Source organism: Saprospira grandis, assembly GCF_027594745.1.
GTDB lineage: Bacteria > Bacteroidota > Bacteroidia > Chitinophagales > Saprospiraceae > Saprospira > Saprospira grandis.
The window spans coordinates 2807501-2823943 of record NZ_CP110854.1 but is presented as its reverse complement, the minus strand read 5'-3'; the positions used below and the strand labels follow the sequence as shown (position 1 = coordinate 2823943).

The 16443-nt window shown below is 47.8% G+C and carries 9 protein-coding genes and 2 rRNA genes (1 of these 11 running past the window's edge); 1 reads left to right on the top strand and 10 read right to left on the bottom strand.

Annotated elements, in window-relative coordinates:
* Positions 1 to 504: 504 nt before the first annotated feature.
* The 5 genes from rny to OP864_RS11140 form a co-directional block, all read right to left on the bottom strand.
* Entirely contained in the window at positions 505 to 2142 is a 1638-nt protein-coding gene (gene rny, locus OP864_RS11160; RefSeq protein ID WP_270098258.1) for a ribonuclease Y, read from the bottom strand.
* A gap of 105 nt (positions 2143 to 2247) precedes the next feature.
* Positions 2248 to 2547 (bottom strand): cell division protein ZapA, encoded by a 300-nt coding sequence (locus OP864_RS11155; RefSeq protein WP_015693120.1) that lies wholly within the window; start codon positions 2545 to 2547, stop codon positions 2248 to 2250.
* A 3-nt stretch (positions 2548 to 2550) separates the two neighbouring features.
* Positions 2551 to 2808: a hypothetical protein gene (locus OP864_RS11150; RefSeq protein WP_015693119.1), complete on the bottom strand. Its 258-nt coding sequence runs from the start codon at positions 2806 to 2808 to the stop codon at positions 2551 to 2553.
* 19 nt (positions 2809 to 2827) lie between these two features.
* Positions 2828 to 5323 carry a phenylalanine--tRNA ligase subunit beta gene (gene pheT, locus OP864_RS11145; protein ID WP_270098257.1) on the bottom strand — a complete coding sequence of 832 codons (2496 nt, stop codon included), beginning with the start codon at positions 5321 to 5323 and terminating at the stop codon, positions 2828 to 2830.
* Between the two features lie 374 nt (positions 5324 to 5697).
* Positions 5698 to 7917 (bottom strand): heavy metal translocating P-type ATPase, encoded by a 2220-nt coding sequence (locus tag OP864_RS11140; protein ID WP_270098256.1) that lies wholly within the window; start codon positions 7915 to 7917, stop codon positions 5698 to 5700.
* A 308-nt stretch (positions 7918 to 8225) separates the two neighbouring features.
* Between OP864_RS11140 and OP864_RS11135 the strand changes: the two genes are divergently transcribed.
* Positions 8226 to 9488, top strand: a complete 1263-nt coding sequence (locus OP864_RS11135; RefSeq protein WP_270098255.1) for a caspase family protein — start codon at positions 8226 to 8228, stop codon at positions 9486 to 9488.
* A 236-nt stretch (positions 9489 to 9724) separates the two neighbouring features.
* Here OP864_RS11135 and OP864_RS11130 read toward each other — a convergent pair whose 3' ends face one another.
* The 5 genes from OP864_RS11130 to OP864_RS11105 all read right to left on the bottom strand — a co-directional run.
* Positions 9725 to 12475 (bottom strand): hypothetical protein, encoded by a 2751-nt coding sequence (locus OP864_RS11130; protein ID WP_270098254.1) that lies wholly within the window; start codon positions 12473 to 12475, stop codon positions 9725 to 9727.
* 23 nt (positions 12476 to 12498) lie between these two features.
* A complete protein-coding gene (locus tag OP864_RS11125) occupies positions 12499 to 13230 on the bottom strand; it encodes a class I SAM-dependent methyltransferase (protein ID WP_270098253.1) in 732 nt (243 codons plus the stop codon).
* On the bottom strand, positions 13205 to 13981 hold the full coding sequence (locus OP864_RS11120) for a glycosyltransferase family 2 protein (protein ID WP_015693111.1): 777 nt from the start codon (positions 13979 to 13981) through the stop codon (positions 13205 to 13207). Before OP864_RS11120 ends, OP864_RS11125 begins: the two co-directional genes overlap by 26 nt.
* A 417-nt stretch (positions 13982 to 14398) precedes the next feature.
* Positions 14399 to 14507 (bottom strand): 5S ribosomal RNA (rrf, locus tag OP864_RS11110).
* A gap of 109 nt (positions 14508 to 14616) precedes the next feature.
* A 23S ribosomal RNA gene (locus OP864_RS11105) occupies positions 14617 to 16443 on the bottom strand; it runs 986 nt beyond the window's last position.

Genomic DNA, 16443 nt, shown 5'->3' with positions numbered 1-16443 from the left:
GGTTTGCTCGGCCCTGCAGCGGCAAAAGCCGCTTTGGTCTGCCGCCTTTGGCGGCCCTGCTACAGCCCCTCAGCCTTGGGCCTTCGGCCCTTTGCAGGCGGCTTCGCCGCCTGCTCTTGGTCCAGGAGATTAGCCCTAGCCCTCCCTTGCTTCTGCCTTGCGATGAGCTGTATAGGGGGAGAAATTGCTCCTAACATTAAGCGGGGGGCAGCCCTCTATGCTTTCTTCTGATGCACAGGCCTATAAAATTGGCTTTTGGGCCAAGGGGGCCGAAGCAGAGCCTATAGAGAAAGTACAAAAGATGAGCGGCCCAGCGCTGCGCAGCCGTGGCCCGCAGGGCCAGACCCAAGCCGCCGCAGGCGGCTGCAGGGCCGAGCAGACCTGCGAGCGGCGCAGCATAGCGGCGGCCAGCTCGGCTTTGCCGAGCTGGCCGCGGGCCCCAAAAAAAGGCAAAAAAAAGCCCCTCCACAAAATGCGGAGGGGCGATATAGCAAAAGCTACTTATTAGCGGGCGAAAGCCACGGCACGTTTTTCACGGATCACCGTAATTTTAATTTGGCCGGGGTACTGCATTTCGTTTTGGATCTGCTGAGAGATGAGGAAAGACAGTTCGTCGGCTTTTTGGTCGCTCACCTTATCGGCTTCTACGATCACGCGGAGTTCGCGGCCGGCTTGCATAGCATAAACTTTTTGGACGCCATCATAAGAGAGCGCGCGTTGTTCCAGTTCGTTGATTCGTTGGATATAGCTTTCGAGAATTTCTCGGCGGGCGCCAGGGCGGGCCCCAGAAATGGCATCACAAGCTTGGATAATGGGCGAGATAATAAACTTCATTTCGACCTCATCGTGGTGGGCACCAACGGCGTTAATCACGGGCGCTTTTTCGCCATGTTTTTCGCAAAGCTTCATACCGAGGATAGCGTGCGAGAGTTCGGTTTCCTCCTCAGATACTTTTCCGATATCGTGTAGGAGTCCGGCTCTTTTGGCCATTTTGACTTCTCGGGGAGAGAGGCCTAATTCGGCGGCCATAGTAGCGCAAAGCTTAGCGGTTTCGATAGAGTGTTTGAGTAGGTTTTGGCCATAAGAAGAGCGGAAGCGCATGCGGCCCACCATACGAATAAGTTGGGGTTGCATACCGTGGATATTGAGGTCAATTACGGTACGTTGACCGATTTCCATAATCTGCTCTTCGATTTGCTTGCGTGTTTTGGCCACTACTTCTTCGATGCGAGCGGGGTGGATACGTCCGTCGGCAACGAGTCGTTGTAAAGAGAGGCGGCAAACCTCACGGCGGACGGGGTCGAAGCTAGAGATAATGATGGCTTCGGGGGTATCGTCTACGATCACCTCTACGCCGGTAGCGGCTTCTAGGGTACGGATATTTCGGCCTTCTCTACCGATAATTTGGCCTTTGAGGTCATCTGAATCGAGGTGGAAGACAGAAACGGTATTTTCGATTGTGTGTTCTGCGGCCATTCTTTGAATGGTTTGGATCACAATCTTTTTGGCTTCCTTATTAGCGGTTAACTTAGCTTCTTCGATACGGTCTTTCACCAGGGCGATAGCTTCGGATTCGGCCTTATCGCGCATATTTTTGATCAGTTCTTCTTTAGCTTCTTGGGCCGACATTTTGGCGACTTTTTCGAGTGCAAATCGGAACTGTTCTTCTTGCTGGGCCATAGCTTCTGCTTTGGCGGTAGTATCTTGAATTTTCTGTTCTAGTTGTTGGCGGAGTTGAGCATTTGTCTCGGCCTCCTTTTTAAGTTTTCCTTCTTCTTGGCGGAGTTGATTTTCTTTTTCCTTAGCCTTATTCTCGGCATTTTTCAGTTGTTGGTCTCGGCGGTTAGCCTTGGCATCAAATTCAGATTTCTTTTTATTGTAGAGATCTTTAGCCTCTTTAATTTTCTTGCGTTTAATATTTTCGCCATTGCGTTTAGCGTCCTCAATAATTTTGGAAGCGGCTTGGCGGGCGTCGGCTTCGGCCTCGGCTTTTTTATCTTTAGCTTGTTGGAGGATATCTTGGATTCTAGATTCCAGGTCCTCTTCTTTGTCGCGCACCGTTTTGTTCAGGACCTTAGTACCGAGGTAGTACCCTAGGCCGGAACCGATGGCAAGGCCCAAAAGGGCTATGATGATTTCCATTGTCGTTATAATTTAAAAAGAATAGTAAAAGTATGTAGGGCCCAGCGAGCTGGGCAACAAAATGCGGTACAAACTTTTAGACAAGGGAAATTTTACAAAAAGTGCTTAATCTTCAAGGGGGATTTCGGATAAAAGATTTTGGAGTTGATTGATTTTATCTTCTATGGAGGGCAGGCTAGTACTTTCTTCTAATTCTTGCATTTTTTTGCCGTAGGTAAGTAATAGCATGGCCATAATATCCTGTTTAACTAGGCTATTGGCATAGCGAGCATGCAGATCGTTAATCTCTTCGTTAATTTTTTCTCCGAGCAACAGGACGGCCTCTCGCTCTTTGTCGGTTACAAAAAGCGGGTAGCTACGTCCGGCTATTTCTACTTTGATGCTATGGAGATTTTCTTTCGACATAGTTTAATCGAGTGCTTTCAGCCATTCAATGGCAGAATCAATATCCTCTATATATTTCGAAACCTGTGATTGAAGTTGTTGTTGGGCAGCATTTTGGGCCGATTGGGCCTGCAATTTTTCTTGCAGTTGGTCTTGTTGGGCCCGAAGTTCTTCGTTTTGTAGACGAAGGCGCTGCAGCTCTTGTTTTTGCAATTGGTTTTCTTGCAACAAGAGCTGAACTTTTTGTAGAACTTCGCTTAATTTCTCGTCTAAAAGACTCATAATGATAAGGCTAGGAGGTTTAGCGGCGAATGAGCGCTTGCAGTTGTTTTTCGTACTGCTGCATAAGCTGTTGCATCACCTTATCCACCTCTTTATCTTTCAAGGTTTTATTTTCATCTAGAAAAATGAAGCTAACAGAATAAGACTTTTTGCCTTCTCCGAGTTGGCTTTCATTTTCATAAATATCGAATAAATTTACAGCTTTTAGCCATTTTTTTGCCTGCTTTTCTGCAATTTTTACAATTTCAGTAAAGCGAACAGCCTTATCCACGACTAAAGCGAGGTCTCTACGCATAGCGGGGAACTTGCTAATGGGTTGATATTTGACCTTTTTCTTGGCCACTACCTTCATGAGGGTTTCCCAATTGAGGCTAGCAAAGTAGACGGGTTTTTTGATGCCGAATTCATAGAGGAGTTCGGGGTCTACTCGGCCCATAACCAATAGTTCGTCGGCGGTTTTGCCTAGGCGAATATTGGCTTGGAGGGCGTAGGCCCAAGGTTTTTCATCCTCGATAACTTGCTGTTGGATATTGCGGGCGTTGAGGTCAATGCCCAATTTGGCTAGGCTATTTTCCACCACTGCTTTGAGGTCGTAGTAGCTCAATTCGGTTTGAGGCTGCAACCAGCTTTCCTCTTGTTTTTTTCCGGTGAGGAAGAAAGCTAGGCGTTCGGTTTCTACAAAAGCGCCTTGTTCATCTCTGCGGTAAGTTTTGCCAAACTCAAAAAAGCGGAGGTTATCTTGTTGGCGATTTTGGTTGTGCAAAATGGCTTCTAGGCCGCCCATGAGCATAGAGGGGCGCATGAGGCTCAGCTCTTGATTAGAGGTATTGTGAATTTCTACCAATTGCTCTGTAGCAATGGGGTAGAGGGTTTCGTAATAGCTATTTTTAGAAAGCGAGAGGGCCATCATTTCGGTATAGCCTGCGGCGGCTAGGTTTTCGGCCAAGCGATGGCGGAGTTTTAGGCTCTCTGGCTTTTTGGGAAAGCTAAGATTATAAGCTACTTTATCTGAGTTGGGCACCTTGTTGAATCCATAGATGCGGAGAATTTCCTCAATGATATCCACTTCTCTCAAGACATCGGTCTTGTTGGTGGGTACGGCAACAATGAGTTGCTCTTCATCTTCAGAGACAATAGGCATATCTAGAAGGGCCAATACTCTTTTGACCTCGGCTTTGGGCAATTCTACCCCAATCAAGCCATTAAGGCGCTTGTAGCGTAGTTTTACTTCTGGGCGGGCGACGGGCTGAGGATAGTAATCCATCAATTCGCTGCCAAATTCTCCACCGGCCAACTCTTTAATCAAAAGGGCGGCACGTTGAAGCGCATAGATAGTAGCATTGGGGTCGCTGCCTTTCTCAAAGCGAGTGGCGGCATCGGTCCGCAAATTATGCTTCATGCTCGATTGGCGGATGCTTTGAGCATCAAAACAAGCCGATTCCAAGAAGATGTTTACGGTTTTTTCGCTCACGCCAGAATCTTTTCCCCCATAAACGCCAGCCATGCAAAGGGCTTGGCCTTCTGCATCACAGATCATGAGATCCTCGGCGCGCAATGAATATTCTTGGCCATCTAGGGCCAAAAAGGGCGTATCGGCGGCTAGGCAGTCTAGTTGAATTTTCGCGCCTTTAATCTGATCGTAATCAAAAGCATGCAAGGGCTGGCCCATTTCATGCAAAACGAAATTGGTAATATCTACGATATTGTTAGTTGGCTGAATGCCAATGGCTTTAAGATGTTGCTGCAACCATTCGGGAGAGTCCTGAACCTTTATTCCTTCAATGACTAAGCCCGAATAGCGAAGCACTTTTTCTGTTGCTTTTACCTCTAGTCCCATGGCCAATTTTGAGGTACCTAGGGCAAAGTCTGTTACAGCAGGTAGTTCTAGTTTGGCGCTTCCCTCCTCTTCAAAGTTAAGGGCGGCAGCTAGGTCAAAAGCAACACCATAGTGGCTAGTCGCATCTGAACGGTTGGGGGTCAAACCGATTTCAATGAGGGCGTCGGTTTCGGCTTTTTTGCCCTTATAGCCTCCAAGGCTGTTGATATAATCCGCCATGGGGCTACCAACAGGCGCATCTTGGTCCAAAACCATAATGCCCGCATGAGATTGGCCTAGACCAATTTCATCCTCGGCGCAGATCATGCCCATAGAAACTTGACCACGGATTTTTCCTTTTTTAATTTTGAAGGCATCGCCTTTTTCGGGATAGAGGGTGGTCCCCACAGTGGCCACAACTACTTTTTGCCCTTGGGCTACATTGGGTGCTCCGCAGACAATGGGAAGTAGTTCTTCGGCTCCTACATTCACTTGAGTAAGAGAAAGTTTATCGGCATCCGGATGCTTTTCGCAGCTTTCTACATAGCCAACAACTAGCCCTTGCAAACTACCTGGAATTGTTTCCGTGGTTTCTACTCCATCTACTTCTAATCCAATATCGGTCAGTCTTTCGCTAATTTTATCTAGAGATAGGTCGCAGCTTAGGTAACGCTTCAACCAGTTAAGTGAGATTTTCATGTTTAGTATATATTCTGCAGCTCGATGAGCGGTTTTGCAATAGAATTTGGGCGCAAATATAAGGCTTGTTCGGCAAAAGCCGCTTTTGTTGAGCGACTTATTTTGAGGTTTTTGGGCCTCCGCAGCAGAGCTGCGGCGCTACGTTTCGCAGCTCGCTGTTCGCTCGGCCCTTCGGCAGCAAGCTGCCTTGGTCTGGCGCTCTGCGCCACCCACTCCGCAGCGCTAGGCCTGCGGCGGCTTCGCCGCCTGTCTGCTGCAAAATGGCCCAGCCTCCCCCAAGGGATTCCTTAGGGAATCCCGCAGAGGGGTGGGTGGGCGGGTTATGAAAACGCATGAGGAGCGTAGCGACGAATACCGCTCTAACAGCAGTAAGGCTAGGCAGACATTTTGGAAATGGGCCAAGAGAGCAGGCGCAAACTATTGAGCACTACCGAAACCGAACTAAAAGCCATAGCGGCACCGGCCAGCATAGGATCTAACAAATAGCCCGTAAAAGGATAAAGTAAGCCCGCTGCAATAGGTATCCCCAGCAAATTATAGGCAAAGGCCCAGAATAAATTCTGTCGCAAAATTTTCATACTGGCTTGGCCCAAATCGAGTAGTTGAATGAGCTGCCAGGGTTCATTCTTGAGCAACAAGGCTTCTGCAGCTTCTAGGGCCACTCCTGTTCCTGCATTTAGGGATACTCCTAAATCGGCTTGGGCCAAAGCGGGGGCATCATTTAGGCCATCTCCGAGCATAGCCACCCTTAGTCCTTGAGCCTGCAGCTCCTTAATGAAATTGATTTTATCTTCAGGTAAGAGTTCCGCTTGGGCATGGGCAATGCCTAACTCATTGGCTAGGCGGTCCACCACCACTTTTTGGTCCCCACTCAACATATAGGTCTTGATGCCACGAGCTTGTAGGGCCGCTACCGTTTCCTTGGCCCCATCTCTTAATACATCGGAGAAGGCAAAGGCGGCAATGAGCTGCCGTTCTACGGCAAAAAAGAGGACCGATTGGCCTTCGGCCTCCCAGGCTTGCCAGGGTCCATGGGCTAAATCCTTAGGATCAAGCCCTTGCTCTACTAATAACTGGCGATTGCCCACCGCATAAGTTTGTCCAGCAATCTGGCCCAAAACGCCTCGGCCAGAGCGGGCCTGAAAGCGGTCTACCTTTGGTAAATGGCTGGGGCGCTCGCTCAAGTTTAGCAAAGCCTTGGCTAATGGATGTTCTGAATTTTCTTCCAAAGCATAAAGGGCGGGCCAATAGTGAGCCATAGATTGGCGCCATTCTTCTGCTTGGAGTTTCATTTGGCCCTCGGTAAGGCTACCCGTTTTATCAAAGACAAAGGCATCGATAGCTTGGGCGGCTTCTAGACTCTCGGCCCCTTTGAGCAGCAAACCCAACTTGGCCCCTCGGCCAATGCCTAGCATAATGGCCATAGGAGTAGCTAATCCTAGGGCGCAGGGACAAGCAATGACCAAAACAGCCACCATATTATTTAGCGCATGGCTCCAGATAGGTGCGGGTCCAAAAAAGAACCAAATTAAGGCGGTAAGCAGGGCCAAAACCAAAATAACAGGCACAAAAATCCCTGAAATCTTATCCACCAATTTTTGAATGGGGGCCTTAGAGCTTTGGGCTGTTTCGACCAGTTCAATAATTTGGGCCAAACGGCTTTGGTCGGCTCCTTTTTTGGCCTCTACTACCAAGCGGCCCGTTTGGTTGAGTGTGCCCGCCCAAATGGGGGCACCGACTAGTTTGTGTTGGGGCAGAGATTCTCCAGTCAACAGCTGTTCATCCACCTCAGATTCGCCTTCGAGGATAGTAGCATCTAGAGGAATTTGTTCGCCAGGGCGGATGAGCAGGCGGTCGCCGGCTTGGGCTGCGGCTAGGGGCATTTCGGTCCAGATTTCATGCTGCCAAATTTGGACCGTAGGGGGTTGTAAATCTAAGAGGGCATCTAAGGCTTTAGAAGCTTTGGCCTTGGCTCGGCCTTCTAAATAGCGGCCCAAAAGGATAAAGGTTTGCAGCAGGCCGGCTGTTTCAAAATAAACATGAGGGCTAAGGCCTTGGCTGCTCCACCAATTGGGCAAAAAAGTAGCGACCAAACTATATACATAGGCCGTTCCTGTGCCTAGGGCCACCAAAGTATCCATATTAGATTGGCCTACTTTCAGTTGTTGCCAAGCCTTGACAAAAAACTGTCGTCCGGGGCCAAACAAAATCATGGAGGCCCAAAATAGCATGAGGTAATTATCGCCTGCAAAAGGCGGCATCAGCATAGAGACAACAAAAAGAGGCAGGGCAAACAAACTGGCCAAGAGCAATTGGCGGAAACTTTGTTTTTGTTTCTTTTTGGCCCGTTCTCGGGCTACTGCTCTTTGATCGGGAGCGGAGGGCAGCAACTGAAAGCCTGCTTTTTTGAGGGCGGCATTGAGCTGCTCTAAATCTGGCGGTTGCTCTGCGGTAATTTGGACCTTTTTGCTGGCATAATTGACCGATACTCGGCTGAGTTCTTTTTGACGAGAGAGAATTTTTTCTGCACTTTGGGCACAGGCCCCGCAGGACATACCCTCTATGAGGTAAGAAGTTGTTGTATATTTAGACATTGATTTCATTATTTAGAATCAATCTAAGGGCTTATTCTTAAATAAAGAAGGGGGCAGATCACTTTAAACTATATTTAATAAGTTAAATTCCCTTGGCCCGATTTTGGTCTATTGGGCGGCGAAGCCGCCTGGCCCGCAGGGCCAAATGGCTTAGCGCTGCGGAGTGGGTGCCCCAAAGGGGTAGACCGAGGCGCGCTAGCGCTGAAGGGCCGAGCGAATAGCGAGCCCCGCAGCATAGCGCCCGCAGCCCCGCTAAAAAGGGCTGCGGGAAGCCCCCCTTTATGATTATTTTGCAAATTGCAGCTACTATGAAACACACACTACTTTTGAGCTTATTTTTTCTGCCTTTTTTCCTTTTGGCCCAAGAAAAAGGCTGTACCGTTGGCGATTGTGAGAACGGTAAAGGGCGTTTTATTTTTGACAATGGCGATAAGTACATTGGAGAATTTAAGGAGAGCCAGATGCATGGCCGGGGCAATTATACCTTTAAAAACGGCAATGTTTATAAGGGGCAATTTAGGGCCAATAAGCGGCATGGTTACGGACATTTTTTTCATGTAAATGGGGAGCAATACATTGGCGAATATGCCAATAATTGGCGAGAGGGAGAAGGGACCTACAAATGGGCCAATGGCGAGAGTTTTAGTGGTATTTTTAAGAACAACCAGATTGTTGGGGAGGGAATTTATACCTATGCCGATGGGTCTACCGCTAGAGTTCGCTGGAATAATGGGCAATTTGAGACGATTTCGACCTTAGTAAAAGAGGAGCCAAAAACCGAGAGCAAGGCCAGCGATCCTTTTGCAGAAAACAAGCTGGACCCCAGTGATATTAAGGGTTTGGTTTTGCCTGCTTTGAGCAATATCCCTAAGGGGAAGAAGCGTTTGGCTCTAGTTTTTGGCAACTCGACCTACAAGCATAAGCCTTTAAAAAACCCGCAGTCGGATGCTTTGGCGATGGCGGAGGAGCTGCAGCGTTCTGGATTTGAGGTCATGCTCTACACCAATGCCAAGCAGGAAGACATGAAGCGGGCGATTCGAGATTTTGGTCAAAAGCTCAAGGAAGAGGGCGGTGTTGGGCTATTTTTCTATACGGGCCATGGTTTGCAGGCCGATGGGCGCAACTATTTGGTGCCTGTGAATGCCGATATTCGCAAGGCCCAAGACATTGAATTTGAGTCGGTAGATTTGGGTCGTGTTTTGGTGGAAATGGACTATGCGGGCAATGAATTGAACATTGTCATTTTGGATGCTTGTCGAGACAACCCCTACAAAAAAGAGTTTAAATCCAGCCGCAACACCCACAACGGTTTGGCCTCTATCAACTCGGCCCCTTACAACTCCTTCATTGCCTTTTCGACCTCTCCGGGGGCGGTGGCCAAAAACAACCCCAAGGGGGAGCACAGCCTTTATGTGGAGGAATTATTGGCGCAGATGCGGCAGTCCAATATTCAGTTAGAAGACATTTTCAAAAGGGTTCGCAGAAATGTTCGCAAGGCCTCTGAGGGCGTGCAAATTCCTTGGGAGCTCTCTTCTATTGAGGATGATTTTTATTTTAAGCAAGGGCAATAGGATTTAGTTTTTGATATTTTTTTGGGGCTGCCCCAGCCTTCGGCTGGGTCGGGCTGTACCGCAGCTCGCAGGTCTGCTCGGCCCATCGCTTTTTTCGCTTTGCTCAAAAAGCTCGGTCTGGCCTTCGGCCACTGCTATCCATCCCTCAGCCTGCGGCCCTTCGGGCCTGCTAGACCGCAAAAGAATAGGCCTCTACGCTTCAGCGTAGAGGCCTAAATTTGTACCATCTAAGGCTATTAGATCATACTTTCTTCGGCTTTAAGTTGAGCTTGGCGATAAGCTATAAAGCCGGTGCCCAAAAGGGCCAAAAGAATCAGCAAAGAGCTAATTAGGGCCACAGTTTCGCCAGTATGGTAAGAATTAGGTTCAAAAACCATTTCGATTTTATGTTGGCCTGCGGGAATTCTGGCCCCACGCAACAGATAATTCACCTTAATAAAATCTTGATCTGCTCTTTGTCCATCAATGTAGAGATGCCAGCCCTTACTAGCGGGATAATAGATTTCGGAAAAGACGGCAAAGCGCTCGTTTTGGGCCTGCGACTCATAGACGAGTTTTTCTGGATGATAAGCCGTTAGGCGAATATAATCTCCAGAGCTTGCTGTATTCGCTAAGCCATCCAGATAAGCTGCATTAGCTTTTGTCGTGATCGCCTCCACTCTGGGGTTAAAGGTAGCCAAGGCGGTATAAACGGCATCGGCATCTTCCAGCTGCTTGACCTGATCCACAAACCAAGCATTTCCTAAGTTAGCAATTTGGACCGCATTTTCGGGGCTTTGCATGACGTATTTCACATTCAGCATTTCGAGTAAATGCCGCTTATCGGTCAAAATTTCATTGCTATTAAAATAGCCCTCTACTATTTCTTGCAACAAGATGGGTTTGGCGGCATGATAGCCTCCGATCACCTTATGGAAATAGGCCCCTTCTGAGTTGGCAAAAGAATTAGAGGGAGAGCCACCACGGCGGGCGCCAGCAATCAGGTCAAAAACACGGAAGTGGGGGTCTTTATCAGCGAGCACCTGCTGATCGGCTTTTGTCATGGGTGGAGCGCTAGCGACATCTTTTTTACGTTGGAAGCTTTCCTTATTGACATAATTGAGGTCTACGCCCACCAAATCGATCAAGCTCAAAAGGACCAAAGCCGCTACGGCAATCAATTTCTCCTTAAAGTAACCTCTATTAAAGGCCCAAAGGCTTCCGGCTGCTAAGAGCACAAAGACCAAAGAGCGAAGCGCATCGGCACGCATCAAGCTCGCCCGATCTTCTTTTAGGGCTTCTAAGTACTCGGCCCACTGAGGCGCCTGAGCTACCATAGCCTCTAGGCGAGCATCATTGGGAGCAGAGAGGTCGCCCACAAAACTATAAGCGAGAGCAAAAACAGCTAAACCTGCTGTAATTCCAGTGGCTAGATAAAGTAGCTTTTCTCGCTTGGCTGTATCTTCTAAATTAAAGAATCCTTGCAATCCTAAAATGGCCAAAAGTGCGGCCAAAACCTGCGCAGCGGAAAGCGCCATACTTACTGCCCGAAACTTATTATACATAGGGAAATTATCCACCATAAAATAGTTAAAGGCCTTAAAGTTATCGCCCCAAGCCAAAACGGTAAGGAAAAGCAAGGCCAAGCCTAAGCCCCAACGCAAGGGTCCATCAGCCAAGAAGAGGCCTAAAATCAGGAGTAGGCAAATCACGGCCCCAAAATATACTGGACCACTAGTAAAGGGTTGCGCGCCCCAGTACTGCGTACTCATTTGCAGCAATTGATTGGCAATTTGCTGACTTTGATTGGGGTCTTGTACATTGCGCATCATTTTCTGAATCACCTTTCCCGTAGCTGACTCTTTACTGAGCTGAATCCCGCTCTTTGATTGATCATCGGCAAAGTACATTCCATTAGCCCCCCCATAAAAGTGAGGCACCAAAAGCGTAAAGGTTTCCATTTTTCCATAGCTCCAGCCAAAGATGTAATCTTTGTTCAAGCCATCTTGTTGTTGGCTAGAGGCTAGGGCCAGGATGCGCTCTTTATTCGCATTTACATAATCAGGACCAATTACATTTTTTAGTCGATTGATAAAGATCGTCTCTGTTTTAATCGGCTCATTAAGGATTCTAGCCTGTTGCAACTGCGCAATTTTTTCGGCAGGCATTCCTTCTTGGGCCAAGGTCCGAGCATCACTTTCATCTAAGGTGTAGGCGGTTAGTTCAGACTTCCCCCGAATAGTTTCTTTAGAATACTCATAGGTGGTCCAAAGGGCCGATAAGTTGGCTCCTACGGCCAAGGCCGCCGCAATAATCAGCAAGCTTCCGCCCTTAACAACGGTCATTAGCTGTTCCCGCTTGAATAGGGCATTGACCAAAAATGCGCCGCCAATAAAGGCCAGCATCATAAAGGTATAATAAGTAATTTGGAGGTGGTTCGCCGAAATTTGTCCCGCCAAAAAGAAGCCCATTAGGCTAGCCCCCAGTAGCATCCGCTTTCCTCTAAGGGCCATTGTGGCGGCGGCTAAAATAGGCGCCATATAGGTCATGGCATGCAACTTTGTCGAGTGGCCTGCCTCAAAAAGGACCAAATTATTGGTCATCAAGCCAAAGGCAAGTCCACCAAATGCCGCTAACCATTTATTCACGCCAAACATAATCAGCGACAAATAAGCCAGCAACATCATCATAAATAAAATGATGTGTGGAGTATTGACAGGAGTTCCCAAACGGACAACATAGAGAAATAGCTTTTGGATAACATTGTTGTTGTACTCTCCATAAATTTGGTAAGAAGGCATCCCAACAAAGACCTGATCGGTCCAAAGGGGAGCAGCCCCCTCTGTCTTTTTATATTTTTGGATTTCCGCCTGCATACCGCGGGCTTGGCTATTATCACTTTCTGGTAGCGACTTATTATCTAAGGCTACAGGTTTAAAGTAAAGTATAGCCGCAAAGAGCAATATAGCGACAATGGCAAAATGCGAAAGTGCGTTCGTAATTTTCATAGCAATAGCTGTCTAAACTAAGTTTAATTTTTTTGGCCCACAATGAGCACCGAATTACCAATTTGCCCCAAAAGACAACGGTCCAAGAACTTAATAATTGGTAAAAGTTGATTGTAACGTTTTAGGGGACTTGCTGGCAGCTCTCTCTCTTTCCGAATTCGACCATACCACCACCAACCCGCCATGGCTGCTGCATTCCAATATTGCGCCTTGAGCACCTTTAGGCCCAGTTGTTCAAATAGCTGACGCAATTCCTTTTTGCTGTAGCGCTTATAATGGCCCAAAGCTTCATCTAGACCATTATACAGAAACTGATGAGCAGGAACTAAGATAACCAGATTTCCCCCTTTTCGAATCAATTTGCAGCAATTTTCCAAAGCCTGCCGGTCATCCTCTATGTGTTCTACTACATTTAGTGCATAAACAGAAGCAAATTGCTCTATCAACTCTGCATATTGTCGCTCAAAATCTGCCGCCACTAGGTCTAGCTGCTTTACCACTACCCCCTCAAAAGTCTTGGCTAAACGACTGCAGTAATGCGGCCGCAAATCAGTCAAACAAATCTCTTTTTGGATCGCAATAAAATGCTGAGAGATATTCCCTAAACCACTCCCTATTTCTAAACAAGGAGATGGACAATAGGGGGCAATGCTCTGATACATCCAATAATTAAAGTCCTTCGCCAATTGAAAACGCTCTAATGTGCGCTCTCCTACAGGATCTGCTAAATTAGGATTGGCTTTGGAAGACTCCATTTTTAAACATTTTTCGCTTGGCGGTGAAAACATTGTACTTCAAGATACAATAGATGGCTCTAAATCCATCTCGCCAACCAATTTTTTTCCCTTCCTCATAGGTCCGCCCATAATAGGAAATCCCTACTTCATAAATTCTGATTTTAGGGATACGAGCAATTTTAGCCGTTACCTCTGGCTCAAAACCAAAACGGTTTTCTTTCAACGCAATTTGCTGAATAATATCGGTCCGAAACAGTTTGTAACAGGTTTCCATATCCGTCAAATTCAAGTTCGAAAACATGTTCGACAGAAAGGTCAGGAACTTATTCCCGATGCTATGCCAAAAGAATAAGATTCGGTGCGGATTGCCCCCCATAAAACGAGAGCCATAAACAATATCTGCAAAACCAGAAAGCACCGGCTTGAGCAAGTCATTGTATTCCTCGGGGTCGTACTCTAAGTCTGCATCCTGAATGATGAGGTACTCGCCCGAGGCATGCTCAATTCCCGTATGCAAGGCCGCCCCTTTTCCTTTGTTGACCTCATGCGCCAAATACTGAATAGGAAGCTCCGGATGAGCCGCCTGATACCGCTTAATCGCTTCTTCTGTATCATCCTTAGAACAATCATTAACAATCACTACTTCTTTGGCTATGCCTAGGGGCAGTTCTACGGCCCGCACTTTGTTCAAAATCCGATGTATCGTCCGACCTTCATTGTAGGCCGGTATAATAATGCTCAGCTTCTTAATTTTTGGCTGTGGTTCCATGAGTCTGTTTTTATATGCTGCTTATGTTCAGCGGTAAGAGGGTTGCTTTGCCTTATAGACGAAAAAAAGGCCCTAAAGGCCCACAAAAGTATCTATTTTATCCCAATTTTTCGAGTCGTTTTCCCAAATCGCTTCAAAATCAAGAATGTACTATTTCTGCTGCTGTTATTTTGGGGCTGCCCCGCCCTGCGGGCGGGTCGGGCTGTGTCGCAGCTCGCAGGTCTGCTCGGCCCTGCAGGCTTTTTCGCTTCGCTACAAAAGCCTTGGGTCTGCCGCCTGCGGCGGCCCTGCTGTCCATCCCTCAGCCGTCCTCGCTTCGCTCCTCTTTGGCGGCAAGCCGCCAGCCCCTGCGGGGCCTTGCGCTCTCTTTGGGGCAAAAAAAAAGCCCGTACATTGCTGTACAGGCTTTATAGATTAGGTTGGCGGTGACCTACTCTCCCACTTTCGTAGTACCATCGGCGCTGAGGGGCTTAACTGCTCTGTTCGGAATGGGAAAAGGTGTCTCCCCCTCGCTATGACCACCATTAAATCTTTGTCTATCCCTTTGGATAAACTCTATATCGTTATGACATAAGGAAAGTAATAGAACTTTAAAAGTGCGTTGATTATCGATCTTTCTTTTAAAAAAAGAAAGAAAAAGGAAGCTTTCGAGAAATTAGTACTACTTGGCTCCCTAACACATCACTGTGCTTCCACCTATAGCCTATCTACCTGGTCATCTTCCAGGTCTCTTCAACGAATACTCATCTTAAGGTTGGCTTCGCGCTTAGATGCTTTCAGCGCTTATCCTTTCCAGATATAGCTACCCAGCATGCACCTGGCGGCACAACTGGTACACTAGAGATCTGTTCAACTCGGTCCTCTCGTACTAGAGTCAAATCCTTTCAATATTCGAGCGCCCACAACAGATAGAGACCGAACTGTCTTGCGACGTTCTGAACCCAGCTCGCGTGCCACTTTAATGGGCGAACAGCCCAACCCTTGGGACCTTCTCCAGCCCCAGGATGTGACGAGCCGACATCGAGGTGCCAAACCTCCCCGTCGATATGAGCTCTTGGGGGAGATCAGCCTGTTATCCCCGGAGTACCTTTTATCCTTTGAGCGACGGCCCTTCCATGCAGAACCGCCGGATCACTTAACCCGACTTTCGTCCCTGTTCGACTTGTCTGTCTCACAGTCAAGCTCCCTTGTACTTATACGCTCTTCGCATGATTACCAACCATGCTGAGGGAACCTTTGGGAGCCTCCGTTACCTTTTAGGAGGCGACCACCCCAGTCAAACTACCCGCCTAACAATGTCCCCCACCGGGTTAGTCTCTAAGCAATTAAAGGGTGGTATTTCAAGGACGACTCCACCAGCACTAGCGCACCAGCTTCATAGTCTCCCACCTATCCTACACATCAATTACTCAAAGACAATGTTAAGTTGTAGTAAAGGTTCACGGGGTCTTTTCGTCCCGTTGTGGGTAATCGGCATCTTCACCGATACTTCAATTTCACCGAGCTCACGGCCGAGACAGTGCCCAGATCGTTACACCATTCGTGCAGGTCGGAACTTACCCGACAAGGAATTTCGCTACCTTAGGACCGTTATAGTTACGGCCGCCGTTTACCGGGGCTTCAGTCAAGAGCTTCGCTTACGCTAACCCCCTTCCTTAACCTTCCGGCACCGGGCAGGTGTCAGACCCTATACTTCTCCTTTCGGATTCGCAGAGTCCTGTGTTTTTGCTAAACAGTCGCCTGGGCCTTTTCACTGCGGCTCTGATTACTCAGAGCGACGCTTCTCCCGAAGTTACGCGTCCAATTTGCCTAGTTCCTTAGCCGTGAATCACTCGAGCGCCTGAGGATACTCTCCTCGACCACCTGTGTCGGTTTGCGGTACGGTTTGTATATTAGTTAATGCTTAGCGGCTTTTCTTGGAAGCTGACTAACATCTTAGCTCTTCTCTCTAATGAGATCCAAGTACTATCGTGCTTCAAATAGACAGCGTACTTCACTACTGTCCTCTCTCCACACTTTAGCCCACTATTCCGTCAGTGAGCAGATGACCGTCAACTCCGTCCCCGCTTCGCCCAATATACAAGTATCAGAATATTAACTGATTTTCCATCGGATTCGCCTCTCGGCTACTCCTTAGGGTCCGACTAACCCGACTCTGTCTAACATAGAATCGGAAACCTGGGTCTTACGGCGAATAGGTCTTGCACCTATTTTATCGTTACTCATGCCTACATTTGCTTTTCTAGTCGCTCCAGCATACCTCACAGTACACCTTCAGCGCAACTACAATGCTCCCCTACCACTCTTTCGAATCCATAGCTTCGGTAAAACGTTTTATGCCCGAGTATTTTCCGCGCAGAATCACTCGACTAGTGAGCTGTTACGCACTCTTTAAATGAATGGCTGCTTCCAAGCCAACATCCTAGCTGTCATAGCAATTCCACCTCGTTCAGTCAACTTAA